11 protein-coding genes and 1 riboswitch are annotated in these 13,258 nt (G+C 43.3%); of the genes, 8 read left to right on the forward strand and 3 right to left on the reverse strand.

The genetic code is table 11. From position 1 onward, the window contains the following. Positions 1–60 precede the first annotated feature (60 nt). From EKC99_RS01580 to EKC99_RS01600, 5 genes are all read left to right on the forward strand, one after another. On the forward strand, positions 61–1,035 hold the full coding sequence (locus tag EKC99_RS01580; protein ID WP_163150138.1) for a YncE family protein: 975 nt from the start codon (positions 61–63) through the stop codon (positions 1,033–1,035). A gap of 2 nt (positions 1,036–1,037) precedes the next feature. Continuing rightward, positions 1,038–1,709, forward strand: a complete 672-nt coding sequence (locus EKC99_RS01585) for a response regulator transcription factor (protein WP_163150141.1) — start codon at positions 1,038–1,040, stop codon at positions 1,707–1,709. After that, positions 1,696–3,102 (forward strand): sensor histidine kinase, encoded by a 1,407-nt coding sequence (locus EKC99_RS01590; protein WP_163150144.1) that lies wholly within the window; start codon positions 1,696–1,698, stop codon positions 3,100–3,102. The genes EKC99_RS01585 and EKC99_RS01590 overlap by 14 nt, the downstream gene beginning before the upstream one ends. A gap of 35 nt (positions 3,103–3,137) precedes the next feature. Further along, entirely contained in the window at positions 3,138–3,992 is an 855-nt protein-coding gene (locus EKC99_RS01595) for a methyl-accepting chemotaxis protein (protein WP_035064150.1), read from the forward strand. A 142-nt stretch (positions 3,993–4,134) separates the two neighbouring features. Continuing rightward, entirely contained in the window at positions 4,135–6,222 is a 2,088-nt protein-coding gene (locus EKC99_RS01600) for an ATP-dependent Clp protease ATP-binding subunit (protein WP_163150147.1), read from the forward strand. Between the two features lie 12 nt (positions 6,223–6,234). On the opposite strand, the gene EKC99_RS01605 is transcribed toward EKC99_RS01600, so the two are convergent. The 3 genes from EKC99_RS01605 to EKC99_RS01615 are packed head-to-tail and all read right to left on the reverse strand — an operon-like array spanning position 6,235 to position 8,637. Then, complete coding sequence (locus EKC99_RS01605) at positions 6,235–6,882, reverse strand: TetR/AcrR family transcriptional regulator (RefSeq protein ID WP_009362735.1); 648 nt, start codon at positions 6,880–6,882, stop codon at positions 6,235–6,237. Positions 6,883–6,889: 7 nt separating this feature from the next. Next, the gene (locus tag EKC99_RS01610; protein WP_163150149.1) at positions 6,890–7,924 is read right to left on the reverse strand and encodes an ABC transporter permease; all 1,035 of its coding nucleotides are present in this window, start codon (positions 7,922–7,924) and stop codon (positions 6,890–6,892) included. Beyond that, the gene (locus EKC99_RS01615; RefSeq protein WP_205597783.1) at positions 7,921–8,637 is read right to left on the reverse strand and encodes an ABC transporter ATP-binding protein; all 717 of its coding nucleotides are present in this window, start codon (positions 8,635–8,637) and stop codon (positions 7,921–7,923) included. The genes EKC99_RS01610 and EKC99_RS01615 overlap by 4 nt, the downstream gene beginning before the upstream one ends. A 161-nt stretch (positions 8,638–8,798) precedes the next feature. Further along, positions 8,799–8,977: riboswitch (Lysine riboswitch) on the forward strand. 133 nt (positions 8,978–9,110) lie between these two features. Here EKC99_RS01615 and EKC99_RS01620 point away from each other — a divergent pair. From EKC99_RS01620 to EKC99_RS01630, 3 genes are all read left to right on the forward strand, one after another. Further along, positions 9,111–10,532, forward strand: coding sequence for an amino acid permease (locus EKC99_RS01620; RefSeq protein ID WP_136260318.1), 1,422 nt, complete (start codon positions 9,111–9,113; stop codon positions 10,530–10,532). Positions 10,533–10,816: 284 nt separating this feature from the next. Further along, a complete protein-coding gene (locus tag EKC99_RS01625) occupies positions 10,817–11,335 on the forward strand; it encodes a type II toxin-antitoxin system PemK/MazF family toxin (protein ID WP_163150155.1) in 519 nt (172 codons plus the stop codon). Positions 11,336–11,837: 502 nt separating this feature from the next. Next, a complete protein-coding gene (locus EKC99_RS01630) occupies positions 11,838–13,256 on the forward strand; it encodes an ATP-binding protein (RefSeq protein ID WP_163150158.1) in 1,419 nt (472 codons plus the stop codon). The last annotated feature ends 2 nt before the right edge of the window (positions 13,257–13,258 follow it).

The following is a 13,258-nucleotide window of genomic DNA, read 5'->3' on the forward strand; positions in this document are numbered from 1 at the left end:
CACAAAATATTCACAACTATTTGCTACAATAGTATTAAAACGCGATGGAGGACTCGTACAATGCAAGTTCGTTTCTTTCTTTGGCTGATGATCGTGATGTTATTAACGAGCTGCACCTCACAAACGTACCCCCCGATCAAACGGGACGAGGCGATCATTGGCGTCGTAAATATAAAAGAACAAAGCTTGTCATTTATTGATTATAACACGAAACAAGTCATGACAACATGGCAAATGAAAAAACCAATCACAAAAGCAGCACTTCTTCCGGACGGAGATACGATCGTTTTATTCGGACAAGACATGGACGAAATGATCGCCTATACGTTATCAACCGGAACAGAAACGAGACGATGGAACGTTGAAAAAGGGATAACGGATGTACTTGTCACCGAACGTCACTTGCTCGTCGTCAACGAAAAAAAAGGAACGGTGTCAATCATGACGTTTGATGGAAAAGTGAAAAAAGTGATCACCACTCCGCTGTCCCCTTTTTCAATCGTAGAAGACGATAAACATCGCCAATGGATCGTTATTCATTTTAAAAACGGTGCGATTTCATTTATTGATCAAACGACAAAACGAGTGACACGAACGGTCGATACGCTCGATTCCGCCGTCAGCGGCTTCGTCGTTCCCGAAACGAATGAACTATGGGTCGGCGGGCATGGTAGCGGAGCAACGATTCAACAAGAAGTGTACGTTCATTCACTTGTCGACGGACGGTTGCTCACACGTGTAAGAGCAGAAACGATGCCGATTCAATTCGTTCAAACAAACGAAGCGATATACGCTCTTTGTCACGGATCGAATATGTTGTATGCATTTGAACCAAAAACAAAACGTATGATGCGCTCGCTTGATGTTGGCGCCAATCCGTTTGCGATGACAAAGGCGAAAAGCGATCTCGTCATCGCAAGTTACGACAGCAATGAATTAATTTTTGTCGATGAAAAAACGTTCAAACAAACAAATACCGTTTCTGTCGGACATGGACCGTTTTATATCTTTTTTCGTGATGCAAAGGGGGAATAAGCGTGGCAACGATTTTAATTATTGACGATGAAAAAGAGATGCGCGAGCTACTTCGCCTATATTTAGAGCCAGAAGGATTTACGTGCATCGAGGCGGACGATGGCGAAGCAGGGCTTGCCCAATTCGGACGAAGACATGTCGATTTAATTTTACTTGATATTATGATGCCAAAACTCGACGGCTACCGTTTTTGCATGCACGTGCGCGAGCGTTCGCAAGTGCCGATCATTTTTTTAACGGCACGAAGCGATGAATGGGATCGTGTATATGGGCTGAAAATTGGCGCAGACGACTACATCGTAAAACCGTTTAGCCCGAATGAAGTCGTGGCGCGCGTTCATGCTGTACTTCGACGAACGAAAGGGACTGAGGCAACTCCGCAATATGAAGCAGGTCCGATCGTTGTCGATGAAAAAGCTCGAAAAGTCACGGTCAACGGAAACCATGTTCTATTAACGTTAAAAGAATTTGAATTGCTCGTGTTATTTTTAAAACATCGCGGTCAAGTATTTACGCGTGAACAGCTGTTAGATCGCGTTTGGGGCATTCATTACGTCGGCAGCACGCGCACGGTCGATACGCATATTAAAACGTTGCGCATTAAATTAGGTGAAGCGGGGCAACTCATCCAAACGGTATGGGGAGTGGGATATAAATTTGATGAAACGGTTTAATTCTCTTTCTCTACAACAAAAACTATGGCTCACGATTAGCGCTTTTTTAGTGCTTGCGGTGTTGCTTTTATATACGGTTGCTGTGTATATATATGAAAATATTTATATTTCACACGTCGAACAACGTTTATTGCAAGAAGGAATGAACATTGCGGAAAAATATGACGGCGGTGCGCTGACAGACTCGTTTCGCAACACCGTTTCCTTTATCAATGACATATCCGATACAGAAATTGTGCTCGTCAACAATCCGCGTGAATTAAGCGCCTGTTTGCCGTTTGAAGTCGATCATCACTCCGTCATTAGCGAAGCAGAACGGCAACAACTGCTTGCCGGGAAAACGGTAACGAAAAAAGGATATGAACAAACGTTTGACCGCCAAATCGTCGGCATCATCATTCCGCTATTAGACGAACATCGCCTCATGGGCATTTTATATTTGTACGTTCCGCTTGCATCCATTGAAGATGTGCTCGAGCGCATTCAAACGTTCGTCATGATCGGCGGTAGCCTTTTTTTATTCATTACGGTATTTGTCGGACGAAAAATTGCGATGCATTTCACAAAACCGTTGCAACATATGCAACAAGCGGCCTATCGCGTCTCACAAGGCGATTTTTCTGTCCATGTGGATGTCGAAACGGAAGATGAAATCGGACAATTAGCGAAGGCGTTCAATCAAATGGCGCATGCGCTCGCCAAAGAAGATGAGCGAAAAAAAGAATTTTTAGCGAACGTTTCCCACGAATTGCGCACGCCGTTAAGCTATGTGAAAGGATATAGCGAAGCGTTATTAGACGGGGTAGTGAAAGACGAAGAACAACAAAAAAAATATATGAAGCTCATTCACCGCGAGGCGAGCCGCATGCAACGTCTCGTGCGCGATTTGCTTGATTTGGCACAATTAGAAGGCACATATCCGCTCGTGCGCACCCCGTTTTCGATCGCACAGCTCATCGAAGAAACGATGGAAAAATACGAGCCGCTTTTACAAGAAAAACGCATTCACCTTTCCCTCGATGTCGACCATGACTTAGTCGTCGATGGCGACCCCGATCGCATCGAACAAGTGTTGCAAAACTTGCTTGATAATGCATTGCGCTACACCCCTTCTGGCGGCAACATGTCGTTATGTACCGTAAACAAACATCCGATGTGCGAGCTCGTCATTTCCGATTCGGGACAAGGAATGTCGAAACAAGACATCGAACGATTAGGCGAACGATTTTTCCGAACCGACCGCTCCCGCTCGCGCGAACATGGCGGCACAGGTCTTGGCATTGCGATCGTCAAGCAAATTGTAAAACTACACGGCGGATCAATTCGCTTTGAAAGCGAACAAGGAAAAGGAACGACTGTGTACGTTCAATTGCCGTTATATGATGAATCATAGTACAATAGATCTATCATATGTTTAGGAGGGATGACATGAAGTTACATACGATTCCGCTCGATTTAGAGCGCGTATTTGAATCGATGTGCCACTCATTTGCGATGATTTTATTTCGCCCAGATACAACAGTATTATGGGCAAACGATGTATTTCTTCAAGCGATGGGCTACACGGAGCAACAATTGCTCGGTTTATCCCACCGTCAATTTTGCCTTCCAGAATACGCAAACAGCTACGAGTATACACAATTTTGGAATCGCCTAAAAAACAAACAGCCGTTTTACGGCACGGTGCAACGCGTCACCCGACACGGCAAACATATATGGCTAGAAGCGCTCTATACTCCGGTGTTAGACGAACAAGGGCAATTGCAAGCGGTTTTTAAAATCGCCACCGATGTCACCGACCGGCAACAGACGTTAAATGAAGAGTTTGCTAGTTTACTTGAAGAAATGAACGCGAGCACGAGCGATATTCAACAAACGGCGCGCTTAATCAACAATCACGTGAAACAGTTGAGTGAAAAAGCGGAAAAAGTAAGCAAAAGCACAGAAGAAATTCAAGGCGTCATTTCGTTCGTGAAAGACATCGCGATGCAATCGAATTTGCTCGGATTAAACGCCGCTATCGAAGCGGCTCGCGCTGGCGAACACGGACGTGGCTTTGCGATCGTCGCAGAAGAAGTACGCAAAATGGCAGAAAAAAGCAAACATTCCGCCGAAGATATTTCCGAACAGCTGAATCATATTACAAACTCAGTGTTAGAGATGGTTCATATGCTTCAAGAAGTGGCGGAAAAAATAAACGATAGCGCCGAAGCAATCGACGAACTTCACCAAGTACAACAACATATGGTCAAAATTACAGACAAACTGACGAAGCTTTTATAACTGCCCATCGCGGCAGTTTTTTTTCGTCACGAAAAAAATTTTTATTTTTTTTTAAAAAAGGTCTTGAAAGTCAAAAAAGGTCAAATTATAATAAAGTCAGAAAGGTCAAATATAGTCAAAGTCAAAAAGGAGGTTGGTGCCTATGATGTGCCAAGTATGTAAACAAAATGAAGCAAACATCTTTTTACATGTGCAAGTAAACAACGACAAACAACAATTACACCTTTGCGAGGCGTGCTATGAAAAACAAAAACAACAATTAAAAGTGCCAGCAGGATTCCACTTCGATCGTTTTGATCAATTGTTCTCCGACTTCTTCGCACCGCTTGCTGAACGAACAGTTTCCCACGCCCAACAACAAGAACAACAACCGAAACGAAACGGATTGCTTGACCAATTCGGTCGCAACTTAACGCAATTAGCGAAAGCAGGACTAATCGATCCTGTCATCGGACGCGATAAAGAAATTGAACGCGTCATTGAAATTTTAAATCGTCGCAATAAAAACAATCCGGTGTTAATCGGTGAACCGGGCGTTGGTAAAACGGCGATCGTCGAAGGATTAGCGCTTAAAATCGTTGAAGGATCTGTTCCATCGAAACTATTAAACAAAGAAGTGTACGTGCTCGATGTCGCTTCCTTAGTCGCAAACACAGGCATTCGCGGTCAATTTGAAGAGCGAATGAAACAATTAATTGCTGAATTACAGCAACGGAAAAACGTCATTTTATTCATCGATGAAATTCATTTACTTGTCGGTGCCGGATCGGCAGAAGGCTCAATGGACGCAAGCAACATATTAAAACCGACGCTTGCCCGCGGAGAATTGCAAATCATCGGCGCAACAACGTTAAAAGAATATCGTCAAATCGAAAAAGACGCTGCGCTTGAACGTCGCTTCCAACCGGTCATCGTTCACGAACCGACAATCGAACAAGCGATTGATATTTTAAAAGGCATTCAGCCAAAATATGAACAATTCCATCAAGTCAAATATACAGATGAAGCGATTCACGCATGCGTCACTTTGTCGCATCGCTACATTCAAGACCGCTTCCTTCCTGATAAAGCGATTGACTTGTTAGACGAAGCGGGTTCAAAAGTGAGCTTAAAAGCGACACCGACAAATAAAGAAGCCATCGAACAACGTCTCGAACAATTAAGAAAAGAAAAAGAAAAAGCGGCGCAAGAAGAAAATTACGAACTCGCTGCCAAATTGCGCACCGAAGAATTGCAACTTGAAAAACAATTACAACAAAACGGACAAGCTGAGCAACCGGTAGTAGACGTCATGCACATTCAACAAATCATTGAAGAAAAAACAGGCATCCCAGTCGGCAAACTACAAGCTGATGAACAAGCAAAAATGAAACATTTAGAAGAAAACTTAGCGAAAAAAGTCATCGGTCAAGAAGAAGCCGTGAAAAAAATCGCAAAAGCGATTCGCAGAAGCCGCGCTGGCTTAAAAGCGAAAAACCGTCCGATCGGTTCGTTCTTATTCGTCGGTCCGACTGGCGTCGGTAAAACAGAATTGTCGAAGACGCTTGCTGAACAATTGTTCGGCTCTAAAGATGCGATGATTCGCTTAGACATGAGCGAATATATGGAAAAACATGCGGTCGCCAAACTCATCGGTGCACCTCCTGGCTACATTGGCCATGAAGAAGCCGGTCAATTAACGGAAAAAGTGCGCCGCAACCCTTACAGCATCATCTTGCTTGATGAAATGGAAAAAGCGCATCCAGACGTGCAACATATGTTCTTGCAAATTTTAGAAGACGGTCGTTTAACAGATAGCCAAGGTCGTACCGTCAGCTTTAAAGATACAGTCATCATTATGACATCAAACGCAGGGACGAATGTCGAAGGCGACTTGCTTCAACGTCTCAGCCTATACTTCAAACCGGAATTTTTAAACCGTCTCGATGCCATTATCGAATTTAAACCGCTTGAAAAAGCGCACATGTTGCAAATCGTTGACCTCATGTTCGCTGAATTGCAACGCACGCTTTCTGAACAACAGATAACCGTTACAATGAGCGACAAAGCGAAAGAAAAATTAGCTGACCTTGGTTATCATCCGACATTTGGCGCTCGTCCACTCCGCCGCGTCATGCAAGAACATGTCGAAGACCAAATTGCCGACGTGTTGCTTGATGAAGAACATGTTCGTACAATCCACATTGATGTAGAAGACGATCGCATCGTTGTGAAACATGAAAAAGCCTAATCCGCACATGGATTAGGCTTTTAGTCCATTCATCAAAAACTGAATCGTCCGCTCCATCTCCTGTTCATCATCCCACGGACCGTCGGGCATGAGAAGAAAACGAGTGAATAAAAACCCTGCGATTGTCGTAATCGTCAAGCGAATAATCGTCTCCGGCGGAAGTGGAACAAGCTCCCCTTTTTGTTGAAAATGCTCGACAATTTGTTTAAACTTTTCGTACACATGATTGATAAAAATTGTTTGAAACTGCGCTTTAATGTCATCGTGAAATGACATTTCCTGCCATAATATACGAATCGCAGGCAAATACGTTTTCACAAATTCATACCGATTTTGAAAAACGGCGCGCACAAACTGCTCATAATGTTCATATTCGTTTTCAAATACGTCTTTCACAAACTTTTTCGCTAAAAACGGCGCAACCGATTGAAATAACGTCGGTTTAACGATCGCCAACAACAAATCTTTTTTCGTTTTATAATGACGAAAAATCGTTCCTTCCGCTACCCCTGCCCGCTTCGCAATTTCGCTCGTCGACGTCGCGGCGTATCCTTTTTCTGCAAACATGTCAATGGCCGCTTGTAAAATATTGATTTGTTTTTCGCTTAACTGTTGTCCATCGACGTTTAATAAATGAAACAACTGTTGCCGTTCGTCCATCATACCCTCACAACTTTCGATATTTCTTTAATGCTAATACATTTAATATCATAAATAAAAGAGAAAAACTAATCAAAACGTATACGTCGAAGGCGATTGCTTCAAACCCTTTTCCGCGAATCATAATTTCTCTTAACGCATCTGCCCCGTAATATAACGGCATGGCGAAGCTAACAGAACGAAGCCACGGCTCCATCGTTTCTAAATGAAATAGCCCTGAGAAAAAAACTTGTGGAACGACGACGAGCGGAATAAATTGAATCATTTGCAATTCGTTGTTCGCAAATGCCGATAATAACGTTCCTAACGTGAGCGCCGTCATCGCCAATAAAAACGTAATGAGCAGCACATACGAAAACGACCCTTCCATCATCATGTCTAAGACGTGAATCGCAAACAAAGAAATCAGGCTTGCTTGAATCGTCGTAAATATGCCAAAGCCGATGACGTAACCGATCACAATTTCCCATCGTTTTAACGGCGTCGCTAACAAACGCTCAAGCGTGCCGCTCGTCCGCTCGCGCAAAAACGACACCCCTGCAATTAAAAAGACGAAAAAGAAAATGAAAAAGCCGATTAATACCGGACCGAAATTGTCAAATAACGCCATGTTTTCTGAGCCGTGCATATATACCGTGTCGATCGCAAATGGTTGTTTCGTCGGCGGCATAAGCTTTTGTGCTGCTTTTTGCACCGTCATGAGCAGCACCGTTTTGCTGATAGATGGATCGCTTCCTTCAAGCGTCAGACGGAAAGCGGTTTCCTTCATTTCAATGAACGCGTCAATTTGTTGCTCATCTAGTTCGTCCATCGCCTTCGCTTTTGTCATCGTCGTCACATGCGCATCTGCTTGTTTTAATGCGTCTTGCAACGGCTGTGGCACGTTTGCATCAACCGCGATATGCGGTTCATATTGTTCTCCGTTAAACACTAAGTCCATTAAAAACAATACAAACATCGGTGCAACAATCATTAACGCAACCGTTCGTTTATCGCGAAAAAACTGACGAATAATGCGAACGACAATCGCTTGAATTCTCATGCATATGCCCCCCCAAAATGTAAAAATGCTCGTTCTAACGTCGTTGTGCCTGTTTGTTTCTTTAATTCGTCTGGACTGCCGACGGCAATCAACCGTCCATCGCGAATCATCGCCAACCGCATACATTTTTCTGCTTCATCCATGACGTGCGTCGTCACAACGATCGTCGTGCCGCGTTGACGAATGCGTTCAAGTTCTTCCCAAATCGCTTGCCGAAGAAGCGGATCGATCCCGACGGTCGGCTCGTCTAAAATTAGTACTTCCGGTTCATGAAGAAGCGCGGCCGCTAGCGAAAGACGGCGTTTCATTCCGCCAGAATATTGATGAACCGCTTTTTTCCTATCGTCCGTTAAATTGACAAGCTGCAACACTTCTTCGATGCGCTCTTTTTTCTTCTTCCCTTTTAGTCCATAAATCGAGGCGAAAAAGTCTAAATTTTCAAGTGCCGTTAACTCCCCGTATAGCGCATCGGATTGTGCCATAAATCCGAGGCGCGCCATCGTTTGCAAATTCGGCATGCGCGCACCGAGTACATGAATCGTCCCTTCTGTCGCCATATCGATGCCTGCGATCATTTTGACGAGCGTCGTTTTCCCCGCCCCAGATGGACCGAGGATGCCGAAAATTTCTCCTTCATTTACTTCTAGTGACACGTCATGAATGACTTCTTTTTTATGAAACTGTTTACTTACGCGTTGCAATTGAATCGCCATCATGTTCCCTCGCTTTCATTAAAGTGAGTGAGTACTCACTTTAATTATATACGTTCCATTTCCTTCTTGTACATATGTGCGAAAAATTTTTCATTGACGAAACGAAAAGATTTTTGTACGATAGTAACGTCAATTTCATACGAAATCTTTCTCGTCAACTAAGATGAGATAGAGGTCGCGGCAAATAATAGTAGTTTCATGGAGGCGCAGAGACGTCGAGGAAGTGAGATGAAAGGATTTGTCGCCGAAGTTTATAGCGTGCTCTGGCGCTATAAGCTGGGTCTGTTGCCGAATAGGTGCAGGACTGTCATCGCGCATGCGGTGGAGAGCTATCGATCTTAAGTTTGATGCGGATGTGTCATATATTGTGCACCCGTTGAAAACTTAGGGTGCACTTTTTTATTTGAAAAAGTGCACGACAACAGCGCTCTACCGTATGCACCGTATATTTTATGAACGAAAGGATGAAAAACATGAAACAACAAAAACTCGGCTTTTGGGTATTGACAGCGCTCGTTGTCGGTAACATGGTCGGATCTGGTATTTTTATGCTTCCTCGTTCGCTTGCGGAAGCCGCAAGCCCTGCTGGCGTGTTGCTCGGATGGCTGTTGACGGGTGCTGGGGTGTTAATGATTGCGATTATTTTTGGTAACTTAGCGATTCGAAAACCAGAATTAAATGGCGGACCGCAAATTTATGCGAAAGAGCTGTTTCCAAAAGGCTCAAATGCGTCGATTTTATCCGGCTTTATGTCATCTTGGGGTTATTGGATCGGAAACGTTGCTGGAAACGTCGCCATCATTACGACGTTTGCTAGTTACTTATCAACGTTTTTCCCTGTTTTAACGAGCGAACATGTCGTCTTTTCCGCTGGTTCATTGACGTTAAAACTTGGAAATTTACTGACGTTTCTCGTTTGTACGGCACTTTTATGGGTGATGCATGCGATTATTTTACAAGGAGCCGAAAACGCTGGAAAATTAAATTTCGTCGCAACAGCAACGAAAGTGCTCGGCTTTTTCTTATTCATTGTGATCGGATTGTTCGCCTTTGAAAAAAGCTATATCCAACCGTTTGTTGCTCCGCGTTACGATGAAGCAGGGCATACGCTCGGTCTTCTTTCGCAAATTAACAACGTCGCATTAAGCACGCTTTGGGCGTTTATCGGTATTGAATCGGCGATCGTCTTTGCTTCGCGCGCGCGCAAACAAAGCGATGTGAAACGCGCGACCATTGTCGGTTTATTTATCGCCTTAGCGATTTACGTCGGCATTAGCGTGCTCGTGATGGGATTGTTAAAACAAGAGGTGCTCATGCAGTCGGAAAAACCGCTCGTCGATGCGATCGGAACGGTGTTAGGACCGATCGGATCGCAACTGCTTGCCGGGCTCGGTTTAATTAGCTTAATCGGCTCTACGCTCGGTTGGATTTTTTTAAGTGCGGAAGTGCCGTATCAAGCCGCAAAACAACAGTTGTTCATTCGTGCCTTTTTACAAGAAAATAAAAACGGAATGCCGCGCTTTTCTTTAATCGTCTCGAATATGATTGCGCAACTATTCATTTTTTCAACAATTTCCAACTCGATGGCGGCAGCGTTTGATTTCGTCATTTACATTGCGACATTATCGTATCTCGTTCCATACGTCATCGCTTCCGTTTACCAATTGAAGCTCGTTTGGACAGGAGAAACGTATCGCACGATGCAAGAACGAATGATCGACGGAACGATCGCCGTGCTTGCGACCGTTTACTCCATTTGGCTTGTGAAAGCCGGAACAGCCGATATGAAAACATTTTTACTCGGCATCGCCTTGCTTGCAAGCAGCTTGCTTTTTTACCCGCTTGTTGTCAAACAACAAAGCGAAGAAACGAACAAACAAAAACAGTCGGCATAACAAATCCCCCGTCATTTTGAACATATCGCTAGCAAGAAAAAGCCCACCTTCTTCAGCTGCTCACAGTATATCATTGGCAAGTTGAAGAAGGTGATTTTGTCATATACATGCAACTTGAAATAGTGACTTCTGCATGAATACCTGTTGCAAGCATTCCTTGATCATGGCGAAGGCGCTGTACTCCATTTTCTCTTTCTTCCACCGTCTTGAATCCGATTGAACGGTTGTTGAAATGTGATACAATCATGAGCGTGATATATAAAACGAGGGGGACGTAGGAGAAGATGGAATCAGATACAATTCAACGCGAACGTTTACGTTTAAAAAAAGTGGACAAAAAGGAAAAACTAGATGAATGGCATCCAAAGAAGATTGCTTTAGCAAATGAATGGATTGAGAATGAGCAAACACAAATGAAGCGCCCAATCATACGAGGAGCTATTTTCACTTGTGAACTCGGAGAAAATATAGGCACAGAACAAAATGGAGAGCGACCGGTGCTTGTTATTTCCAATGACTGGATTAACCGTACATCTGGAAGCGTTAAGATAGCTCCTCTGTCGACAAAGTTAAAAACAAAAACGATTACAGATCGAAAAGGAAAAACCAAGGTAGTACCTCGTTTAAAGACACATTACTTTCTTCAAAAGGAAGTGTATCCGTTTTTAGCGCAGACTTCCGCGGTAAAGGTGGAAGAATTAACGACCGTCAACAAAGTACGATTAAAACAACATATCGGCAATATAAACGATGATGACTTAAATAAGATTATGAACCGTGTAAAGTGGGTATTTGACCTGTAACGAACTTACAGCGTATTGACACTTCCCTAGTTTTTTTCTATACTTAGATTACAAAATAAGTTGTCTGTCTCGTCACAGACTATTTCACACGTAAAAAAACGTGGATTCGTTTGTTTTTGCAACGGAGAGGAGCCTAAATGGTTCCTCTTTTTGCATATTACCGTCAATAGAATCATAAACTAATGATAAGTTGCCTGCCACGTCGCAGGCCATTTCACCCCGTTAGCGGGGAAATCATCGTTTTTGCCCCAGTACTTTAGTGCTGGGGGTTCATATTTTTCGTCTCCCAGCATTGTTTCGGACAAGCAAAGAATAATAAATGGTCATTGATTAGCCGAATGGATCAGTTACAATTCCTCCGTATACGAACAATTTAGTCTTTTTATTTTTCATCCTTCCTATCCGAGCAAAAATCCCCTGCTTACACCAATGATTTTTTCCGTCTTTTTCTCATATTTATGCTATAATATTCCTTGAATTTTGTTTTGTTGAGGGAGCATATATGGGGAGAGAGAGAAAAAAGCGATGGTTGTACGTCTTGTTTGTCATGTTGCCGTGTGTCATCGGCAGCGTATGGATTTTGCTTTGGCAGGACGAACAACAGCAACAACAGTTGCTTGAAGAAACGAAACTGTTTGCAAATATACATAAAAATGATTTAGACCGTTTTCTAACGGAAACGACCGTTCGCCTTGAAACGTTAGCGATCGTTGTAAGCAAACATATTGCGACATTAAAAAAGGAAGAAATAAACGACATATTGCAACAAATGCAAAAACAAGACGTTCGTTTTCAACGCATTTCGTTCGTTTCTGAAAGTACAAATGCGACGATGCGCTTAGCGAAACTGACGAAACAGACGATGATCGACAGCAATCGGATACCGACAATTATCACGCCGATTATCAATGAGCAGACGAACGAGACGGTTGGCTTTTTCGTGGCGGAGTTGCGCACAGAGTATATGAAGCATCGCATGAAAATCGTTTATCCGAACGCTTCTTTTCGTTTATATGATGAACATGGAGCGGTTCTTCTTGCGACAAACAAACTTCAAGCATCACAACAAACGGTAAGCGTTCATTTAAATCAAGCGCCATGGACGATTGAAGCGAACGTGCCGCACGTCAATATGAAACAAAAGATACAAGCTTCCCTTCCTTATATCTTGTCGCTTATTGTGATCATCCATATTATTTGGTTGTTCATTCAATATTCGCTATTAAAACGGCAAACGATCGTCGAACGAATGGAAACGGAAGCGCAAAAGCTTGAGCTCATCGGTACACTTGCCGCAAGCACGGCGCACGAAATTCGCAACCCGCTCGCTGGCATTAAAGGGTTTATTCAACTATTAAGTGAAAAACATAAAGATAACGAATCACAACTTTATTTTTCCGTCATTCAAAACGAAATTACACGCATTAACGATATCGTCAACGAATTTTTAATTCTCGGCAAACCGACGGCACAAAAGCTTGAAATGTGCGATTTAAATCATATCGTCCAAAGCATTCATCCGATGATTGAGTCGCAAGCGCATTTCCATAACGTCATCTATTCGTTTCAACGTGCAGACGTACCGCTTCCGATTCGTTGTTCGAAAGACCATTTGAAGCAAGTCGTCTTAAATTTAGCAAAAAATGCGATAGAAGCGATGCCGCATGGTGGCGAACTGACCATTTCTCTCGAAAAACAAGGAAACTTCGGCATATTGCACGTCAAAGATACAGGAAGCGGCATTCCGAAACATGTGAGCGACAAGCTATTCCAACCGTTTGTCACGTCTAAACAAACAGGGACAGGGCTTGGGCTCGTCGTATGTAAACGCATTATAGACATGCACGAAGGAACGATCGACATTCATAGCATAGAAAAGAAAGGAACGACGATTACTGTTCGTTTTCCGTTAGGAGGATGATT

Source organism: Anoxybacillus sp. MB8, from assembly GCF_011006755.1.
In the GTDB taxonomy this organism is placed as follows: Bacteria; Bacillota; Bacilli; order Bacillales; family Anoxybacillaceae; genus Anoxybacillus; species Anoxybacillus gonensis.